Source organism: Haloarcula sp. JP-L23 (genome assembly GCF_011602445.1).
Lineage (GTDB): Archaea > Halobacteriota > Halobacteria > Halobacteriales > Haloarculaceae > Haloarcula > Haloarcula pellucida.
This window is the reverse complement of sequence record NZ_CP050014.1, coordinates 828611-847819: the sequence shown is the minus strand read 5'-3', so window position 1 is coordinate 847819 and position 19209 is coordinate 828611. Positions and strand designations below refer to the sequence as shown.

The following is a 19209-nucleotide window of genomic DNA, read 5'->3' as shown; positions in this document are numbered from 1 at the left end:
GACGGAGCGGTCGGGGGCGATACGCTTTTTCGGCGCGGGCACACACAGACGGCCATGACACCGCCGGACAGCGACGAGGAGCCGACACGGGTGGTCACGCCACACGAACCAGACGACGCGCCCGACGAGGGGACGGCCGCCGACGAGGCAGGCGTCGACGCCGCAGATGGCGGCGTCACGCCGGCCAGCGACGTGCCCGAGGACGTCCGGAAGTACGAGCGCTTCACGAAGATAGAGGGTGGCACCTACGACCGGGCCAACGAGTTCCTGCGCGAGCGGACGTACGTCACTGCCCGCGAGTGGGCTATCGCTCGCCTGTGTGCGGACTTCCGGACCGAGACCGGCGTCGAGATGACGAAGATAGGGGAGAACCTCCCCGAACTCGTCCCGTTCATGACCGATACGTACACGCCGCAGGCTGTCAATCAGGCCCGAGCGTCCTTCGAGGAGAAGGTCCGCAAGGCCGGCGCGACGTTCCTCTACGGTGCGATGTCTGACTTCTTCACCGCCGAGGAACTGGACGACGTGATGTACGAGTCCACCGAGGTGGCGAAGTTCCTGCTGGAAGTCGAGGGCGTCGACCTCGCCGTCGAGGAGGAGATGGAAGCAGAGGACCGCATCTCCTCGGTCATGCGCGAGGTGCGCGAGCACTCGGCGGCGCTCCGACACGACGAGGTCTGCTGTCCGGAGTGCGGCCACGAGTTCGACGTCGACGAGTGAGTCGGCGGCGGACCCCGGCACCGTTTGCTGTCGGTCGCCCGAACGCTGGGGCGATGGACCCCCGCACGAAAGTCCACCTACTGACGAGTTCCTCGCCGTTCTGGCGCTCGCGCAGGTGTGGCTCACCCTCGACGAAGGTGTCTCGCCGCCGCTCGCGGCGCTGTTCACGGCGACGACCGCCCTCGCCTACGACGCCGACGAACACGGCGTACTGGACCGACTACCGGGAACGCGACTGCACCAGACCGTCGCGCTCGTCGCGGTGGCCGGGACCGGCATCGTTGCGCTCGGCCTCGGTCTCGAACCCGACGCTGCGGAGACGGTGCTGTTGGCGTCGCTGGCCGGTCTCGGCGGCGGCATACTCCTGTATCGGTGCTACTTCGGTCTCGTCCGCCCGGTCCCGGAGACGAGGCTGCGACGGGCGAGCAAGCGGCAGGTCTAGCTCACACCGAGGACCTTCCCACACTTCTTACACCGGTAGACGTCGCGGATGTCGACGCCGATCTGGATGCGTGGCGGCCCCTCGTCCTCGTCTACGAGATTCAGTTCGTCGACCTCCTCGTGTTCGAGGTCGTCGGCGGTTTCGAGTTCCGCTCCGCAGTTCTCACAGCGTGGCATACGTCTCTATCACCGCGTTGACGTAAGACCACAGCGCGATTATGTGTTGTGGACACACACCACGGAAACCGACATATAACCGGCTTACTCCAGCACTTCGCCGTCGGCGTCGCGGACGTTCTCGCCCTGGTGACGGTAGAAGACGTCCTCGTCGGAGTCCCGCTCGTACACCATCGTCCCACGGACCATCGTCCACTCGGGGAAGATAGCGTCGAAACCCTCGAAGGGAGTCCAGCCACAGTCGGTGTGCAGGTTCTCGCCGCGAATCTCCGTCGTCTCGGTGGTGTCGACCAGCACGAGGTCGGCGTCCTTGCCGGGTTCGATACGCCCCTTCTGGGGCACGTCGAACACGTCGGCGGGGTTCGCGGCGGTGAGGTCACGGACGCGCTCGTAGGTCAGGCCGGTGTCGGGGTCCCGGGCCTCCGCTAGCAGGAGCGGCAGGACCGTCTCGACACCCGGCACGCCGGACGGAGCGTCCCAGATACTCGCGTCTTTCTCCTCGCGGGTGTGGGGCGCGTGGTCGGTCGCGATCATGTCGACGGTGCCGTCGACGACGCGGTCGTACACCTCGCGGCGGCGCTTCTCGCGGCGGAGCGGCGGGTTCATCCGGCCGAAAGTGCCCAACTCGCCGAGGTCCTTCCGCGAGAGCAGGAGGTGGTGTGGCGTCACCTCCGTCGTCATCCCGGCGTCGGCGGCGATGTCGATGCCCTCCGGCGTCGAGGTGTGAGCGATGTGGATGCGGGCGCCCATCCGCTCGGCGGCCTCGCAGGCCCGCGTTACGGCCTCTGCCTCGGCCTCGGCGGTGCGGTAGGCGCTCCACGCGTCGGCGTCGTCGCGGGCGCGGGCGTCGTCGTTGAATCGGTCGGCGTCCTCGGCGTGAACCGTGACGGTGACGCCCTCCTCGGTCGCCAGTTCCAGCGCCTCTTCGAAGAGAGCCGTCTCGATACCCATATCGCCCGTCGAGTCCGCGAGGAACACCTCACCAAGCGCGAACAGGCGCCGGCGCAGGAGGACGTTCGGTATCCAGTCGGCCGTGACACCGCCGTTGATTCCCCAGTCGATTATCGAGTCGGCGGCGAACTCGGCTTTCTGGTCGAACGCTTCGCTGTCGACGGTCGGCGGGTCGGTGTTGGGCTGGTCGACGACGGTGGTGACCCCGCCTGCGGCGGCGGCGCGCGACCCGCTCTCCCACGTCTCCTTGTGTGGGTAGCCGGGCTGACGGAAGTGGACGTGGACGTCCATCATGCCGGGAAACAGTCGCTTGCCCGTCGCCTCGATAGTTCCCTCGTCGTCGGGTTCGAGGTCGCGGCCGACCTCGGCGATGGTCTCACCACGCACCCGGACGTCCCGTTGCCGGCCGTCCGCGAGCGTCGCGTTGCGGATGAGCATACCGTCTGTCGTCCGGGCGCACCCCTAAGTGTCTCGGATGTGGTTTCGGGGGCGACCCCCTGTCTCACTGGACAGTCCGCCGCTCGGAGACCGAACGCTCCCCGACGAGGGCGCGTTCGAGCGCGTCCACTACCTCGGCCGGGTCGCCGCGGCCGCCGGCACGCGACACGCTCCCCACAGAATCGGGGTCGAACGGGACGCCGAGCGCGTCGTACACCGGGTCGAGCACTGCCGCGATGGCTTCGTGGTCGCTGACGACGACGATGCCGGCGGTGAGCGCGACCTGTCGCCGAACACGCTGGGCGAGGCCCGCTACCTTGCCGTCGGCCTGCAACGAGTGGGTGCCCGGACAGAAGGAGTCGGGCGGTTCGCCCTCGGCGGCGTCGACGCCGACGGTCGCGAGGCCGCGCCGGACCGCCGCCGAGACGCGGTCGTAGCGCCCGCCGATATCACCTCGGGAATCGGCGACCGGTTCCGTGAGGGCGAAGGCGACGGTGGACCCGGTGTAGGCGACGGCCCGCCCGCCGACGGCCCGTTCGAGGACGGGATAGCCCCGGTCCGCGGCGGCCTCCTGAGCGCGGTCGTACCCCTCGGCGCGGCGGTCACGGCGGCCAAAGGCCACCTGTCGGTGTGGCGTCCAGACGCGAAGCGCAGGCGTGCCGTCGTCGGCGACGCCAGTGACCATCGCTCGCGTGCGCTCGTAGTCGCGTTCGTGGTCGCTCGCTCGACCGCGGAGGAGTCGCATGGCGGTCGTAGGACAGCGACGGATTAAACGCTCTCGCAACCGGTGGCGAACAGGCGACACACGGCAGTCACGACGGGACGTGTCGCACACCCGCGGCCCCCGTCGCGGTGTCGGTCAGCGCACGCCCGGCCGTGGTCCCGTCTTCGGACGTAAACACTCGGACGATAGGCACATACCCCGGCGTGCCCAACTCCTCGCCGATGGCCGTCACCGTCCCGCGGGACGTACTCCACCGCTACTACCGATTCTCGCTGTACAACTCGCCGTTCGACGCTCACGACGACGGGTGTGCCATAGACCTCTACCCCGAGGGTGAGCGCGCACCGTCGCCCGTGGCCGGCGAGGTGCTTGACACGAAGGCGGTCCGCGCCCCGCCGAAGCCCTACGCCGCAGAACACGACCACCTGATTCTGGTCGACACCGGAGAGTACGTCGCCCGCCTCCTCCACGTCGACCCGAGCGTCGAACCGGGCGAGACGGTTGCCGTCGGGGACGACATCGGCGAACTGGTTCGGGCCGGGTTCTTCGCGCCGTGGGTCCCGAACCACGTCCATCTGGGCTTTCGGGACCACGACGCCGACCCCTACCGAGCGTCGGGGTCACTGCCCGTGGACGTGGGCGTCGACGTCGAACCGCTGGCGTGGGACGGCACCGGCACCGTCGTCGAGACGGGCGAGACGTGGGCGCGACTCGACAGCCCCGAACACCCCGCCCCCGGCGAACGCTTCGCGGGTGTGGCGAACGACGGGGGCGGCGTCCTCGACGGCGGCCTCCCGCACTACGAGTGGGGCGGGGTACTGGGTGACGACGGTCCGACGCGAGCGAGCGTCGCCGGCCAGCAGGTCGGCACCGCCGACGGCCGAACGGTGGCGTGGGATAGCGTGACCGTCTCCGCGAACGGCGACCCCGTGACGGGGCTGGCGCTGTTCTGCTCGCGGGACGACGCCGGCGTGAAACTCGTCGGGGAGGGGGTCGACCTCCCGGTGGGCGAGCGCGTCGAGGTTACCGTCGAGCGACGCTAACTCAGGCGAACTCGACGGCGTCGCGCTCGGTGACCTCGCCGAACAGCCAGTCGGCGTGCTCTAAGGCGTACTCGCGGTGGTCTTCCTCGATGAAGCCGACGGCGTCCTCGGCGAGCACCGGGCGGTAGTCGCGCAGGCCCGCGCTGGCGGCCGTATGGAGCACACAGACGTTCGCCAGCGTGCCGCAGACGACGAGGTCTTTGACGCCGTGGGCGTCGAGCCACCCCTCCAGTTGCGTCTGGTAGAAGGCGTCGTAGGTGTGTTTCTCCACGACGAGGTCGTCCGCTCGCAGGTCGAGTTCCTCGACGAGTTCGGCCTCCCAGGTCCCCTCGACGACGTGTTCGCCCCACCGCTCGAACTCGTCGTAGTAGTGGTTCTCCTCGAACTGTTCGGGCGGGTGCACGTCGCGGGTGAAGACGACGCTCGCGCCGGCGTCGCGGGCCCGGTCGACGAGTTCGTTCACGGGGTCGATGGCCGCCGCGCTGTCCGGTGCGTAGAGGCTGCCGTCGGGGTGGCAAAAGCCGTTTTGCATGTCCACCACGACGACGGCCGTCTGGGTCGGGTCCAGTTGCATAGTCGACGGTTCGGCCGCGAGGCCTACGAACCTTACTCTGAGCGTGTGACTTTTCACCGCGCTCCCCCTCGATACGGTAGATGCGCCGCCAGTCTGTCGCCCTTCTGTGTGCCGTGACGCTCCTCCTCGCCGGGTGTCACGGGTTCGAGAGCAGCCTCGGCGCTCCCGAACAGCCGGCGACAGCGACGCCGACAGCGGACACGGTGTTCACGCTGGAACTCGAATCGAACGGGAGCGGCGACAACGCCCACGCGAGCGAGACGGCCCGACCGGACCCCGATTCGGACGTGCTCGGCTGGGAGGGTGGGTACTGGCACAACGAGACGCTGGCCGTGACCGAGGCCGACGGCCTCAACGAGAGCGAACGCGCCGCCGTCGTCGCCCGGTCGATGGCCCGCGTCGAGTTCGTCCGCGAACTGGAGTTCGAGCGGACGGTGTCCGTCGAGGTCATCTCCCGTGAGGCGTACCGCAATCGGACCGGCGGGAGCGACCCCGGCGAGTCGCTCCGCCGGTTCGACAACGCGAAGTTCGAGGCGCTGTTCCTCGTCGGCGAGGGCCGGGACTCTATCGCGGTCCAGCGGAGCGAACTCGGCGAGAGCGTGCTGGGGTACTACAGTCCCAGTCACGAGGCCATCGTCCTCGTCTCCGACGCGGAGACGCCGACCGTCTCGGAGTCGACGCTTGCACACGAACTCGTCCACGCCCTGCAGGACCAGCAGTTCGGTCTCGACAGCGACGCCCGGACTCGCGATGCCGTACAGGGGTACAACGGCCTCGTCGAGGGCGACGCGGTGGCGACGACCGATAGCTACACCGCTCGCTGTGGCGTCCAGTGGGAGTGTCTGTCGAGCGAACCCGGTGCAAGCGGCGGCGGCGACCGACATTTCGGACTTGGCTTTCTCCTGTATTTCCCGTACAGCGACGGCACTGGGCTGGTCGACGACCGCCGGGAGCGCGGTGGCTGGGCGGCGGTGAACGACGCGTACGACGAGGCGCCCGACGGCGCTCGCGAGGTCATGGCCCCCGGCGAGTACCCCGACTGGGAGCCACGCGACGTGCAACTGGCCGACCGGTCGACCGACGAGTGGGAGCGAGTCAGGCCTTCGGGCCGCCCGGACTACGCCGTCGTCGGCCCCTCGGCCATCGCCGCGACGATGGCCTACACGCTCGCCGACGACTACAACGAGTCGGCCGTCGTCGCCCCCGACGAGGTGTTCAACTACGACGGGCGGTCACTCGACAGCGCCGACCCGTACGACTACGCCCTCCCCGCGACGACCCGGTGGGAGGGCGGCCGGATGCACGTCTACACGAACGGCACGGAGACGGCCTACACCTGGCGTACTGTCTGGTCGACCGAACGCGACGCCGAGGCGTTCGCCCGGGCGTGGACAGCCGTCCTCAGCCACTGGGGCGGGACACGGACTGCCGACGGAACGTGGGTGCTGGCCGAGTCGAGTCCGTTCGCCGACGCCGTCGCCGTCCACGTCTCCGGCGACACGGTCACCGTCGTCAACGCGCCGACCGAGCGCGAACTGAACGAGGTCTACGATGCGTAAGGAACTACTACTCGCACTGACTGTCGTCCTCGCTGGCTGTACCGTCCCCGCCTTCGGCGGCAACGACCACCCCGACGCCCCGAACGGCGAGGACAGCATCGGTTGGGAGAACGGGTACTGGTACGACGACCCCGTCAACGTGACGACCGACGACGGCCTCAACGAGAGCGAACGCGAGGCCGTCACCGCCCGGACGATGGCCCGCGTAGAGCGGATTCGGGACCGCGAGTTCACCGAGACGGTCCCCGTCGAGGTCGTCTCGCGGGCCGAGTACCGCAACCGTTCGCGGGGCAACGGCAGCGGTGCCGGCCCGCCCGAGGACCCGTGGAACGATCAGGTGTGGGAGTCGCTGTTGCTCATCGGCGAGGACTCGGGGAGCAGCGAGACCATCGACGACACGCTCTCGACCTCCGTGCAGGGCTTCTACTCGCCGAGTCGGGACCGCATCGTCATCGTCAGTCCCACCGAGACGCCGCAGGTCGACCGGCGGACGCTGGCACACGAACTCGTCCACGCCCTGCAGGACCAGCAGTTCGGACTGAACGGGTCCGCCGAGACCCAAGACCAGCAACTGGCCCGCGACGGCCTCATCGAGGGCGAGGCGAACTACGTCCAGGCACTGTATCAGCGACGGTGTGAGGGCGACTGGAACTGTATCACCCGCCCCGACCGGAACGGTGGCGGTGGCGGTGGCGGCCCACAGAACCCCGGGTTGTTCACGGTCATCTACCAGCCCTACGCGACGGGACCGTTCTTCATCGACGCCATCTACGACGACGGCGGGTGGGACGCCGTCGACGCCATCTACGACGAGTACCCGGAGAGCACCGAACAGGTCATCCACCCGAAGAAGTACCCCGACGAGAATCCCGAGAACGTCACCGTCCCGGACCGCTCGAACGGTGAGTGGAACCGGTTCGACCACGACCCGGTGGCCGACACCGTCGGCGAGGCCTCTATCTTCGCGACGATGTACCACAACAACCAGACCGACGCCAACCGCTACCGCTACCAGAGCGAGCCATCGGCGGGGTGGGCCGGTGACAGCGTCGTCCCCTACCACAACGGGTCGGGTGCCGGCGGCTACGTCTGGGTGAGCACGTGGGACTCCGAAAAGGACGCCCGCCAGTTCGCACAGGCCTATCGGGCCGCGCTGGTCGAGGAACACGGCGCGACCCAGCCACGGGCGAACGTCTACGTCGTCCCCGAGCCAAGTCCCTTCGCGGACGCCTTCCGAATCAGCCGGTCCGGCGATACCGTCCGCATCGTCAACGGGCCGACCGTCGACGACCTCGCGAGCATCCATCGGCCGCGCGGATGAGCGGACGACGAATCCCGTGACGACGGCGAGTATCGCGAGTCCCGACGACCCACGCTGCCTGTCCCGCTCGGCCCGTCAGCGGGGCTGTGTCGTCCGGGCCGTAGTAGACAGTGACCGAGTCGCCGGCGCGGTATCTGGTTCAGCGTGCACGCAGCGCGACGGCGCCACCGATGCTGTCAGTTCGCTGATGACACACATTCATATAGAACGAATTACATCTAGAGTGTAGATGCAACCGATGATGTCCGCATCAGCGACGGACCGAGACGAAGCGTCGTACGCCTGCCCCCTCTGTGACCACTCCGGGGAGACGGCAACGGACATCTATGTCCACCTGCAGGTCTCACACCGCAAGAGTGAGATAAGCGAAGCGCTCATCGAGGCGATTACCGACGACCGTACTCGGTCCGAACTCGCCGAAAAGTAGTCGAACGGCGCTGCGACCGCTATCGAACCAGTGTGTCACCGTGACGACCCGTGGACCGGGGTCCTTTTTGAACTACCTGCCGAAAGCGGGGTATGAGCGAGGAGTTCGACGTCGTGCCGCCCGAGGCCATCCGAGAGGGGCGGGCGACCGACGCCTACTTCGACCGGACGATGGAGGCACTGGACCACGCCGGCAAGAACCCCGACGTGGTCGCAGAGGTGACGGCCAACCAGTTCGCTACCGGGACGTGGAAGCTACTGGCGGGGCTGAAAGACGCCGCCGGACTGCTGGCGGGGCGCGCGATAGACGTCGACGCCCTCCCCGAGGGCCAACTGTTCGACGGCGGCCCGGTCATGCGAATCGAGGGCCCCTATCAGGAGTTCTGTCGGCTTGAGACGGCGCTACTTGGCTTTCTCTCGCACCCGACCGGCGTGGCGACCCGGGCACTGGAAACCCGGCACGCAGCGCCCGACTCGACGGTGCTGTCTTTCGGTTCGCGGCACGTCCACCCGTCACTGGGCGCGATGATCGAGCGCTCGGCCCTGCTGGGCGGGCTGGACGGCTTCTCGAACGTCGCCGCCGGCGACGTCCTCGGTCGCGAGGCCGGCGGAACGATGCCACACGCGCTGGTCATCTGCTTCGGTCGAGGCCACCAAGAGGCCGCGTGGCGGGCCTTCGACGAGGCCGTCCCCGAAGAGACGCCCCGCATCGCGCTGACCGACACCTACTCTGACGAGGTGGACGAGGCCCTGCGGGCCGCGGCGGCGGTCGAGGACCTAGACGGCGTGCGCCTCGACACGACCGGCTCTCGGCGCGGCGACTTCCGCTACATCGCCCGGGAAGTTCGCTGGACGCTGGACGCCCACGACCACGAAGACGTGGACGTCTTCCTCTCGGGCGGCCTCGGCCCCGAACAGCTCCGAAATCTGCGGGACGTGGCCGACGGCTTCGGCGTCGGAAGCTACGTCTCGAACGCCGACCCGCTGGACTTCTCGCTCGACATCGTCGAAGTCGACGGCGAACCGGCCGCAAAGCGCGGGAAGTTGACGGGGAAGAAATCGGTGTACCGGACCGCAGACGGCGGCCACCACGTCGGTCTCGCCGGCCGCAAGGGACCGGCAGACGCCGAGTCGCTCATGGAACCCCTGCTCCGGGACGGCGAACTAGTCCGCGAGTTCGACCTCGACGCGGCCATCGAGCGCGCCGCCGCCGACGCCGAGTTGGTCGGGTTTACGAGCGAGAACGGCGAAGCGGAGTAAACCACCACTCGTCGCCGGCGGGATGACTGACGGTTTCTGACGACGACGCAACCGACGGTTTCTGCCAGTGACACGGCCGCCCAGTTTCTGCTGACGACGCAACCGACTGTTTCCGCCGGTGACGCAAACCGACTGGGTGGACTGAAAGGGGCCGGGCGGTCGCGTCAGAGAGAAGTCGCCTGCTCGACCACTATCCGAGCGAGGCACGAGCGAGGATATGTCGGGCAGCGACCGCGACCGACCGGGGGCTTTCGACATTACGGTTACGGAAACGCTCTCAGCGGACCGGCCGGGGGCTTTCTACGCCGCTGGAGCGGTATCGCTGTCACACCGGACGAGCGGTTGTCCACGTTCGCAACTGAACCGAGTGAACGGGGTTAAGTTCACAGCGACGCTACGAGCGGACATGGCAGACCGCATCATGAAAGTCAACGCGTACACCACCTTCGACCTGCTAGACGGCAAGGTGGAGGGCCACGGCTTCGACGAGGAGGCGCTGGCGGTGCTGAACGTCACCGCACCCCGGAAGAACCCCAACCACGTCGAACTGCAACTGGAGATGGACAACACACAACTGGACGCGGTGAAGCCCCACGCCGACACGGTCACGCTCTCGGCGGCACAGGCCCGCGAACTCGCCGCCGAACTCGAAGAGTACGCGGAGAAAGTCGAGGCCGCACAGTCCGAGTAGAGCGCTTTCTTGTGGTTTGTCGGCGTGTGAACGACCCGGTGGTTCTTTGATGTGTCGCCACTTACCACGGGCCATGTCGACCGACGCGCCCGGGAACCCCGCGGCACGGGAACTGGGGTACTGCCCGTGCTGTGGCTACCGGACACTACCGAAAGGACGGCCGGGGTCCTACGAGGTCTGCCCGGTATGTCACTGGCTCGACGACCCGACCCAGTTCGGCGACGTCGACTGCGTCAGCGACACCAACCACGTCTCACTGGCGGCGGCACGAGAGAACTTCCGCGAACACGGGGCCTGTGACCCCGACGAAGTCGAGTCCTGCGTCTCGCCCGACGGGTTCGACCGGGACCCCAACTGGCCGTACGACAGGTAAATCACTATTACCGACCGGTGGCAACGCGCCGGGTATGGGCGAACAGCGACGGGCGGACATCTCGCCGGAGGAAGCGTTCGCGCTGGTGGGCCACGAACTCCGCATCAGCATCCTTCGAGCGCTGGGCGAGGCCGACGGCCAGCGGCTCTCGTTTTCGACACTGCGGGAGCGTATCGGTGAGCGTGACAGCGGGAAGTTCAACTACCACCTTTCGAAGTTGGAGGGGCGGTTCGTCGCGAAGACCGACCGAGGAGTGTACGCGCTGACCTACCCCGGTCACCGAGTCGTCGATGCCATCCACAACGGCGCGTTCCACCGACAGGACGGCGTCGACGCCGAGCCAGTGTCGGGGTCGTGTCTCGACTGCGGGGGTGGGCTGGCATTTACCTACGACACGCTCGAAGGCGGTCGGGTCGCCTGCGTCGAGTGTGGGCGGCGGCACCTGCGTCACCCCTTCGACCCCGGCGGACTGGTCGACCGGAGCGGCGACGAGATCGGGCGCGTCTTCGACCGGGTGGCACGCAACACGTGGGCACAGGCACAGACAGACATCTGTCCGGTCTGTGCCGGACACGTCAGGCGGTGGCTCAGAACGGACGCACCACCGAAGGCCGTCGCCGTGCCGGGGCATCCCGTCACCGTCGGCTTCGACTGCCGGCAGTGTAGCTACCACGGGAACGTCCCCACCGGGGTACTCCTGTTGTCACACCCGGCGGTACGGGGCTTCTGTTACGAGAACGGGGTCGACCTCCGGAGCGAACCGCTGTGGGAACTGCCGTTCGTCGTCGACCCGGACGCCGTCACGGTGCGCAGCGACGACCCGTGGGAGGTGGCGGTGGCCGTCGCCGTCGGGGACGAGGAGCGTGTGGCCGTCGTCGACGAGACGCCGACGGTCACGGCGTTCGATTAGTCGTCAGCGGGGGCGCCGGGGCACTGCTCGGCGGGATGGCTGGGGTCGATACCGGCGTAGGCGACGGCCCGTTCGCCCAGTTCGGTCAGTCGTTCGCGGTCGGCGTCGGGGAGTGCTCCGTCGATAGCGTGCGAGTCAGTGATGGCGGCCTGATGGGGGAGCACCCACGCCTCGAACGCCCGACAGACGCTTCTGAGATGTTCGAGGGCGGGGAGGGGGAAACTGCCACCGGAGACGGCCAGCAGACCGACCGTGGTGTCGTCGAACTCGTCGAAGCCACAGTAGTCGAGCGCCGTCTTCAGCGGCGACGAGTAGGACCCGTGGTACATCGGCGTTCCCAGCAGTACCGCGTCGGCGGCCTCGATACGGTCCGTGAGCGCCTCGACGTCGGCGGGCGGGGTCGCGTTCGGGTCGAACGCGGGCAGGTCGTACTCACGCAGGTCCAGCAATTCGGTTCTGGCACCGCGTTGACGGGCGGCCGCGAGGGCACATTCGGTCGCTTTGCGGGTGACACTTCCGTCGTTCAGGCTCCCGACGACGCCGACGACCAGCGGCCGGGACGGGGTCGGTGACATAGGAGAGTCGAGGGGCGACTCCCCCCTTAATGTTTCCAGACATACATTTCTGTAGCCGCGTTTACTGAAACTCAGTTCAGGCGGCCAGCGAGATGTCCAGATACAGCATGACGATAGTGCCGCCCATCAGCCCCAGCGTCGCGATGCGCTCGTGACCGTTCCGGTGGGTCTCGGGGATTATCTCGTCGGAGATGACGAACAGCATCGCACCCGCTGCAAAGCCCATCGCGTAGGGGAGCAGCGGTTCGACGAGGGTGACGGCGACGGCGCCCAGAACCGCCAGCGGGATCTCGACCACGCCCGCGCGGATTCCCGCGACGACGGCGTACAGACGTCTGTCGAGGCCGGCGTTGATGGCCGCCACCGACACCGCTAGCCCCTCCGGGATGTTCTGGATGCCGATGGCGAGCATCAACGCGAGCGCGCCGCCGAGTTGCGACGGGTCGCTGGCCGCCGCGCCGAACCCGACGCCGACGGCGAGCCCCTCGGGCATGTTGTGGAGCGTGATGGCGAGGATGAACAGGACGACGCCGGCCAGTCGCTCGTCGTGGACGGGGAGCGTCTCGCTCTGGCCGGCGGCATCGGTCCGTTTACTCCCGGTCAGGAGGTAGTGGGCGTGGGGCAGAAAGCGGTCGGCTTGGTCCAGAAAGAGCGCACCGAGGCCAACGCCGACGAGCGTCGGAATCGGGTTCCCGCCGGAGTACTCCTCGATGCCGGGGATGATGAGACTCGTAAACGCCGCCGCCAGCATCACCCCGGCGGCGAAGCCGAGTGCGGTGTCGAGCGCCTCCTGCGTGGGGTCTCGCCACACCAACACGAGCGACGCTCCGAAGAGGTTCAACGTCGCGATGACGAGGCCGCCGACCAGTCCCAGCACGAGCGGGTCGGTGCCAAAGAGCGACGAGAACGTCTCGGCGAGTCCTGACTGCATCGTCGTTGCCTGCGGGACGCCGACCTTTGTAGCTACCGTCCGAGGACCCCGGAAGGCTTTTTTCTGCCGTCGGCGGAGACGGGGGTGATGGAACGTGCCACGCGCGGTGTCGCTCTCGTCGGCCTCAGCCTCCTCCTCCTCGTCGGAACGCTCGCGGTCGGCGCGGCGACGGCACCGGACCGCGGTATCGGCGGCGACGGCAGCGAGGGCGCGACGCTCGTCGGGTCACAGGGCGGCGGCCCCGGATGGCACGAGAAGGGGAGCGTCTACCTCGTCGAAGACGGCTCTATCGCGTGGCGCGAGGGCAGCGCCGACAGCTACTTCGACGTGACGATGCTGCCGGACGGCACCGTGATGGCCGGGTTCATGCACTCGGGCTACGAATCCGGGTGTGGCCCCTACGACGCCCCCTGTACGAAGACCGGGTTCCGTATCATCGACCCCGACGCCGAGGGCGGGCCGAGCGTCGTCTCCGAGTACGCCTTCCCGGTCCGCACCGCGAAGAACAGCGAGACCCACGACGTCGAACGGCTGGATTCGGGCGAGTACCTGCTCTCGGACATGGAACACGAGCGGATATTCACCGTCCGGAACGAGACGGTGACGTGGCAGTGGAACGCCTCGTCGTTCTACGACGCGCCGCCGGACGTGACCAAGCGCGATTGGCTCCACATCAACGACGTCGACGCCGTCAACCAGACCCACTACCTCGTCTCGGTTCGCAACGCCAACCAGATTCTCCTGATAGAACGCGGTGCGGGCGTCGTCGAAGTGATAAACGAGGACCGGGGCGGCGACGACAGTTCCTGTCTGGGCAACGGGCAACTCTCGGACTTCGACGGCGACGGCGACGTGCGCTGTGGCAACCCCGAGCTACTCGACCACCAGCACAATCCCCAGTGGCTGGGCGACGGCGCGGTTCTGGTCGCGGACTCGGACAACGACCGCGTGGTCGAACTCCACCGCGAGGACGGCCGCTGGGAACCGGCGTGGACGCTCGAACGGGCGGGCGGCATCGACGTCCACTGGCCCCGTGACGCCGACAGACTGGACAACGGCAACACGCTGGTCACGGACACCCTGAACAAGCGCGTCTTCGAGGTGACGCCGAACGGCACCGTCGTCTGGAGTACGGGGACCCCAAGCGACTCGCCGATTCCCTACGAGGCCGAGCGACTGCCGGAAGGCGAGCGTGCCGGGGCACAACAGTACGGGACGGCAGACGGCGAAAGCGGGGCCGGGACCGCCACCGAAGCGGCGACCAGCACCGGGACGGCCACCGACAGCGGGCGGATTCCGGGCCTCTCGCTGGCGCTGGTCGGCGTCCGAGCGGTGGCCCCGTGGATACCGTTCTGGTTCGGCGAGGCCCACCTCGCCCTCTCGTTCGTCGCGATAGTCGGCGTCGCCGCCGGGAGCGTCGACTGGTATCGCCAGCGCGGGTGAGTCGTACTGTCGGCTGTAACGTCGTAGCGGGATTCGCTACGGGCGGTAAAATCTCACTTGTTTACAGCCGACAGTATCAGAACGGGCCCGACGTCCCGACCAGCCGTCGCATCTCCATCGCCGAAGCGAAGTCCGCCCGGGTGACGACGTGAACGCCGTCGGGGCCCTCGATGAGGGCCGCGCTGGCCCGGGCCGTATCGAGTTCCACAAGCGCGTCGAACGCGGGACTGTCGGCGGCCATCCGGGGCAGGTCCGTCTCCATCAGGTCGGCGACGGTGTCGGCCTCGCGCTCGGCCTTCGAGAGGGCGCGGAAGTCCTCGATGGTGACGACTCCGATCACCTCGCCGTTCTCTGTGACGGTGAACTCCGAGGAGCGGTCGGCGAACATCCGGTCGACCAAGTCCTCGATGCTGGCGTCGGCATCGACGGTCAGGGCCACGGGTCGAGCGACGTCGCCGACTGTGAGGCCGTCGAGCAGGTCAGACAGCGCGACGGTCCGGGACTCGCCGGTGGCGGCGGCGTAGATGAACAGTGCCAGTAGAATCAACAGCGGGCTAAAAGTCAGCGCTCCGAAGACGGCAAAGAGCACGGCGAAGGCCGTCCCGATACGGGCGGCGATGCGGGTCGCGGAGGCGTACGGACGGTTCCGCGCGAGCAGCGCCCGCAGGACCCGCCCCCCGTCCATCGGGAACGCCGGGACCATGTTGAACACCGCAAGCATGACGTTCGTCACGGCCAGCCACCCGACGACGAACAGCGTGACGGTCGCACTGGCCGGGAGCGCGAGCACTCCGGCGTAACAGACCGCGCCGACGGCGACGCTGGTTATCGGGCCGGCGACGGCGATCCAGAACTCCCGGTTCCACTCTCTGGGCATCTGCTTGAAACTCGCCAGCCCACCGAGAATCCACAGCGTGATGGACTCGACTTCGAGGTCGTAGCGCATCGCCGCCCACGCGTGGCCGAGTTCGTGGAGGGTGACGCTGACGAACAGGCCGACGGCGGCGAGCGTGCCGACGAGCCACGGGGTCGTTCCGGCCTGCAGGCGGACGAGGTCGAGTTCGGTCCCGGCGAGGCCACCGACGATGCCGGCGTAGAACTCTATCTGTGCACCGCTCCCGATGAGCCACGCGAGCACCGGCAGAAAAACCAGTAGGGAGATGTTGACACGAATAGGAATCCCCCACACTGTCGTGATGTGGTAGTTTCGCACGCTCGAACGGACGGGTGGGAAACGGTAATATCTTCGGCTCAGACCCCGGGGACGCCGACGACTCGGACCCCGAGGGCGGCGGTAGTGGCCGCGAGGTGTCTCACAGCGCGCCGGCGAGCAGGCCGACCACGAGCGAGAGCAGCGAGGACCACCCGACACCGTTCGGAGACCGGCGAACAGTGTCTTTGCCGGACCGAGAGCACAAGAGTGAGAACGATGCCGGGCCGAGCCGTACATATGGTCGACTGGGACGTGTATCTGGTGACGGGCGAGTCGCTGTCGGCGGGCCGAACCACCCGCGAGATAGTCCAACGGGCAATCGAAGGCGGCGTCGGCGTCGTCCAGTTGCGCGAGAAGGGCCGAACCGTCCGCGAGCGCTACGAGATGGGCCGCGAGATTCGGGACCTCACCCGCGAGGCCGGCGTTCCCTTCGTCGTCAACGACAGAATCGACCTCGCACAGGCACTGGACGCCGACGGCGTCCATCTGGGCGACGACGACCTGCCGGTCTCGGTCGCCCGCGAGTTGCTGGGAGAGGACGCCATCATCGGCCGCTCGGTGTCGTTCGTCGAGGACGCCGAGGCCGCCAAAGCGGCCGGGGCCGACTATCTGGGCGTGGGGACGGTGTACCGAACCGGGTCGAAAGACGACATCCCCGACGAGGAACACGGCGTCGGCCCGGAGCGAGTCGCAGACATCGCCGCCGCTGTCGACATTCCCATCGTCGGCATCGGCGGCATCACGGCCGAGAACGCCGCCGAGGTGAGCGCGGCAGGGGCCGACGGCGTCGCGGTCATCACCGCCATCACGCGGGCCGAGGACCCCACGGCGGCGACGGCGGCGCTGCGCGAAGCGGTCGAACGCGGGCGGACCGAGCGGTAGCTACGCCGTCAGCTTCCGTCTGAGTCGCCGCTCGTCGACGCGGTACTTGAACGCCGGGGATCCGTCGAGCAGGACGTACGGGACCCGTTCGCCGTACTCCTCGCGCAGTTCCTCGTCGGTGTCGACGTCGACCAGCGAGAGGTCGAGCGCGACGCCCTCGTCGTCGGCGACTCGTTCGATAGTGTCGATAGCCTCCTCGCAGAGGTGACAGTCCTCGCGCGTGTACACCGTGACCGACACGTCGCTCATCACCCGGCCGTACCCGCTCCGCGGGCAAATGCCCATCTGTTTCGCCGAGGGGTTTCTGTGTGTTCGTCCCCAACGACGGGCTATGGCAGGGTGGACCGCCGACGACATGCCGGCGATGGAGGACAGGACCGTGGTAGTGACCGGGGCCAACAGCGGCCTCGGCTACGAGGGAACGAAAGCGTTCGCCGGGAAGGGCGCGACCGTCGTGATGGCGTGTCGGAGCGTCGACCGGGGCGAACGGGCGGCCTCGGAGATTCGCCACGTCGACGGCAACGCCGACCTCGACGTCCGGGAGTGTGACCTCGCCGACCTCGACAGCGTCGCGGCGTTCGCCGAGGGCGTCCGCGAGGACTACGGCGCCGTCGACGTCCTCTGTAACAACGCCGGCGTGATGGCCATCCCCCGACAGGAGACGGCCGACGGCTTCGAGATGCAACTGGGGGTGAACCACCTCGGTCACTTCGCGCTGACGGGCCACCTGTTCCCAGCCTTGCGGGCGAGCGACGGCGAGGCCCGCGTCGTCACGCAATCCTCGGGCGCCCACGAGATGGGCGAGATGGACTTCTCGGACCTCCAGTCCGAACGGGACTACGGGAAGTGGGCGGCCTACGGCCAGAGCAAACTGGCGAACCTCCTCTTTGCCTACGAACTCGACCGGCGACTCGACGACCACGGCATCGACGACGTCCGCAGCGTGGCCTGTCACCCGGGCTACGCCGACACGGACCTCCAGTTCCGCGGCCCTCGCGAGATGGGGTCGTCGCTCCGGATGGCCGGGATGAAAGTCGCCAACGCGCTGTTCGGCCAGTCGGCCGCACAGGGGGCGCTCCCGATGCTGTACGCCGCGACGGCCGACGACGTCCTCGGCGGCGAGTACGTCGGTCCCGACGGCCTGTTGGAGATGCGCGGCCATCCGGAGTTCCAGCAGTCCAACGAGGCGTCCAGAGACGAGGGCGACGCCGACCGTCTCTGGGCGGTCTCCGCGGAGTTGACCGGCGTCGCGTACGACTTCGAGACGACGACGATACAACACTAGCTTTTTCCACGAACGCGGCTGAACTGCCGGGCGATGCAACCCGTCGAGATAGCGGTCAGACTGCTGGCCGGGGTCGGGCTCATCCTCACCAACGGCTTCTTCGTCGCCATCGAGTTCGCCCTGACGCGGGCTCGGCAGTTCACCGAAGACGAGTTCGTCAGCGACGGCAACGCCGCCTTGGAGCGCGCGTGGGAGATGACGAACGACCTCGAGATATATCTCACCACCTGTCAGGTCGGCATCACCGCCTCCTCTATCGCGGTGGGTATCGTCGCCGAACCCGCGCTCGCCGCGCTGTTCGAGCCAGTGTTCGCCGGGTCGCGACTCGCCGGTATCGGTCTCGGAGCCACCATCGCCTTCCTCATCATCAACCTCGTCCACCTGACCCACGGCGAGCAGACGCCGACGTATCTGGGGGTCGAGCGGTCGCGGTTCGTCTGTCGCTACGGCGCGACGCCGCTGTACTGGTTCAACTGGCTCATCTCGCCGCTCATCACGCTCGGGGACGCCGTCGCGAAGTGGACGCTGCGACTGTTCGGCATCGAGATGACCGGCGCGTGGCTCGAAACCGAGGAGGACGTCATCGAGTCCCGGGCCGACCTCCGGAACAAACTCGGGTCGGTACTGAACGAGGGCGGCCTCTCGGAAGAACGCCGCGAGGAGGTGCTTGCGGCGCTCCACGCCGGCGACCAGCAGGTCAGGGACGTGATGGTCCCCGCCGAAGACATGGTCGTCCTGTCGACGAGTCTCGACGAGACTGAGAACGCCCGCCGAGTCGCCGAGACGCCCCACACGCGGTACCCGCTGGTCGGCGAGGACCTCGGTGACTTTCTGGGCATCGTCTACGTGCCCGAACTCGTCCGCGAACACGGCGAGGAGCCGGTCGACGGCACCGTACTCGGCGGTATCGACCTCGAAGCGATCGCGGCCCCGCCGATGACGATGACCGCAGAAACAAGCGTCAGCGACGCCATCGACCGGTTTCAGGCAGAGAGTCAGGAACTCGCGCTCGTCCTCGAAGACGGCGAAGTGCTCGGGATGCTCACCGTCACCGACGCGCTAGAGGCCGTCGTCGGCGACATCCGTGACCCGATGGACGAACAGGCCGGCGTCGCCTAGCGCGTCGGCGTGGTAGTTCTCCGGGCCGCCGACGCTGCGGCCCGACGGCCTTCTCGAAACTGCCGCTCCGCTCGGGGTTCAAGACGCCGACGGCGTCGGCGGTCCTGACCGCGCTGGACCCCGAGCGCGCGGGAGCGTCACTGACCGGTACCG

22 protein-coding genes are annotated in these 19209 nt (G+C 68.0%); 14 read left to right on the top strand and 8 right to left on the bottom strand.

The window, feature by feature from the left end; all coding sequences use genetic code 11:
• The first annotated feature begins 54 nt into the window (after positions 1-54).
• On the top strand, positions 55-720 hold the full coding sequence (locus G9465_RS04225) for a DUF5806 family protein (protein ID WP_227015707.1): 666 nt from the start codon (positions 55-57) through the stop codon (positions 718-720).
• A 115-nt stretch (positions 721-835) separates the two neighbouring features.
• Entirely contained in the window at positions 836-1162 is a 327-nt protein-coding gene (locus G9465_RS04220) for a hypothetical protein (RefSeq protein ID WP_166967822.1), read from the top strand.
• Here G9465_RS04220 and G9465_RS04215 read toward each other — a convergent pair.
• The 3 genes from G9465_RS04215 to G9465_RS04205 all read right to left on the bottom strand — a co-directional run bounded on the left by G9465_RS04215 (position 1159) and on the right by G9465_RS04205 (position 3472).
• Complete coding sequence (locus G9465_RS04215) at positions 1159-1338, bottom strand: hypothetical protein (protein WP_166967821.1); 180 nt, start codon at positions 1336-1338, stop codon at positions 1159-1161. The two genes, G9465_RS04220 and G9465_RS04215, sit on opposite strands and share 4 nt — an antisense overlap.
• An 84-nt stretch (positions 1339-1422) precedes the next feature.
• Positions 1423-2727 (bottom strand): dihydroorotase, encoded by a 1305-nt coding sequence (locus tag G9465_RS04210; RefSeq protein WP_166967819.1) that lies wholly within the window; start codon positions 2725-2727, stop codon positions 1423-1425.
• A gap of 64 nt (positions 2728-2791) precedes the next feature.
• Entirely contained in the window at positions 2792-3472 is a 681-nt protein-coding gene (locus G9465_RS04205) for a lipoate--protein ligase family protein (protein ID WP_166967817.1), read from the bottom strand.
• 200 nt (positions 3473-3672) lie between these two features.
• On the opposite strand from G9465_RS04205, the gene G9465_RS04200 reads away from it, so the two are divergent.
• Positions 3673-4494: a hypothetical protein gene (locus G9465_RS04200; protein WP_166967815.1), complete on the top strand. Its 822-nt coding sequence runs from the start codon at positions 3673-3675 to the stop codon at positions 4492-4494.
• 1 nt (position 4495) lies between these two features.
• Here G9465_RS04200 and G9465_RS04195 read toward each other — a convergent pair whose 3' ends face one another.
• Positions 4496-5068 carry a cysteine hydrolase family protein gene (locus G9465_RS04195; RefSeq protein WP_166967813.1) on the bottom strand — a complete coding sequence of 191 codons (573 nt, stop codon included), beginning with the start codon at positions 5066-5068 and terminating at the stop codon, positions 4496-4498.
• A gap of 80 nt (positions 5069-5148) precedes the next feature.
• On the opposite strand from G9465_RS04195, the gene G9465_RS04190 reads away from it, so the two are divergent.
• The 7 genes from G9465_RS04190 to G9465_RS04160 all read left to right on the top strand — a co-directional run bounded on the left by G9465_RS04190 (position 5149) and on the right by G9465_RS04160 (position 11608).
• A complete protein-coding gene (locus tag G9465_RS04190; RefSeq protein ID WP_166967811.1) occupies positions 5149-6627 on the top strand; it encodes an Hvo_1808 family surface protein in 1479 nt (492 codons plus the stop codon).
• Positions 6620-7948 (top strand): Hvo_1808 family surface protein, encoded by a 1329-nt coding sequence (locus G9465_RS04185; RefSeq protein ID WP_166967809.1) that lies wholly within the window; start codon positions 6620-6622, stop codon positions 7946-7948. Before G9465_RS04190 ends, G9465_RS04185 begins: the two co-directional genes overlap by 8 nt.
• A gap of 241 nt (positions 7949-8189) precedes the next feature.
• Complete coding sequence (locus G9465_RS04180) at positions 8190-8375, top strand: hypothetical protein (RefSeq protein ID WP_166967807.1); 186 nt, start codon at positions 8190-8192, stop codon at positions 8373-8375.
• Positions 8376-8467: 92 nt separating this feature from the next.
• Positions 8468-9634: a nicotinate phosphoribosyltransferase gene (locus G9465_RS04175; RefSeq protein WP_166967805.1), complete on the top strand. Its 1167-nt coding sequence runs from the start codon at positions 8468-8470 to the stop codon at positions 9632-9634.
• A gap of 406 nt (positions 9635-10040) precedes the next feature.
• The gene (locus G9465_RS04170; RefSeq protein ID WP_166967803.1) at positions 10041-10325 is read left to right on the top strand and encodes a DUF6360 family protein; all 285 of its coding nucleotides are present in this window, start codon (positions 10041-10043) and stop codon (positions 10323-10325) included.
• A gap of 73 nt (positions 10326-10398) precedes the next feature.
• Positions 10399-10698, top strand: coding sequence for a CPCC family cysteine-rich protein (locus G9465_RS04165; protein WP_166967801.1), 300 nt, complete (start codon positions 10399-10401; stop codon positions 10696-10698).
• Positions 10699-10732: 34 nt separating this feature from the next.
• Positions 10733-11608: a helix-turn-helix domain-containing protein gene (locus G9465_RS04160; protein WP_166967799.1), complete on the top strand. Its 876-nt coding sequence runs from the start codon at positions 10733-10735 to the stop codon at positions 11606-11608.
• Here G9465_RS04160 and G9465_RS04155 read toward each other — a convergent pair.
• Complete coding sequence (locus G9465_RS04155; protein ID WP_166967797.1) at positions 11605-12183, bottom strand: NADPH-dependent FMN reductase; 579 nt, start codon at positions 12181-12183, stop codon at positions 11605-11607. The genes G9465_RS04160 and G9465_RS04155 overlap by 4 nt on opposite strands.
• 76 nt (positions 12184-12259) lie before the next feature.
• Positions 12260-13114: a ZIP family metal transporter gene (locus G9465_RS04150; RefSeq protein WP_166967795.1), complete on the bottom strand. Its 855-nt coding sequence runs from the start codon at positions 13112-13114 to the stop codon at positions 12260-12262.
• 87 nt (positions 13115-13201) lie between these two features.
• Between G9465_RS04150 and G9465_RS04145 the strand changes: the two genes are divergently transcribed.
• Positions 13202-14557 carry an arylsulfotransferase family protein gene (locus G9465_RS04145; RefSeq protein WP_166967793.1) on the top strand — a complete coding sequence of 452 codons (1356 nt, stop codon included), beginning with the start codon at positions 13202-13204 and terminating at the stop codon, positions 14555-14557.
• 76 nt (positions 14558-14633) lie between these two features.
• Here the strand turns inward: G9465_RS04145 and G9465_RS04140 are convergent, their stop codons facing one another.
• Positions 14634-15770: a site-2 protease family protein gene (locus G9465_RS04140; protein WP_166967791.1), complete on the bottom strand. Its 1137-nt coding sequence runs from the start codon at positions 15768-15770 to the stop codon at positions 14634-14636.
• A 237-nt stretch (positions 15771-16007) separates the two neighbouring features.
• Here G9465_RS04140 and thiE point away from each other — a divergent pair, with 237 nt between their 5' ends.
• Positions 16008-16652, top strand: coding sequence for a thiamine phosphate synthase (gene thiE / locus G9465_RS04135; RefSeq protein ID WP_166967789.1), 645 nt, complete (start codon positions 16008-16010; stop codon positions 16650-16652).
• Here thiE and G9465_RS04130 read toward each other — a convergent pair whose 3' ends face one another.
• Entirely contained in the window at positions 16653-16901 is a 249-nt protein-coding gene (locus tag G9465_RS04130) for a glutaredoxin family protein (RefSeq protein ID WP_166967787.1), read from the bottom strand. It lies immediately after the preceding gene.
• Between the two features lie 82 nt (positions 16902-16983).
• Between G9465_RS04130 and G9465_RS04125 the strand changes: the two genes are divergently transcribed.
• The gene (locus tag G9465_RS04125) at positions 16984-17937 is read left to right on the top strand and encodes an oxidoreductase (protein WP_166967785.1); all 954 of its coding nucleotides are present in this window, start codon (positions 16984-16986) and stop codon (positions 17935-17937) included.
• A 33-nt stretch (positions 17938-17970) separates the two neighbouring features.
• Positions 17971-19056, top strand: a complete 1086-nt coding sequence (locus tag G9465_RS04120; RefSeq protein WP_166967783.1) for a hemolysin family protein — start codon at positions 17971-17973, stop codon at positions 19054-19056.
• Positions 19057-19209: the final 153 nt, after the last annotated feature.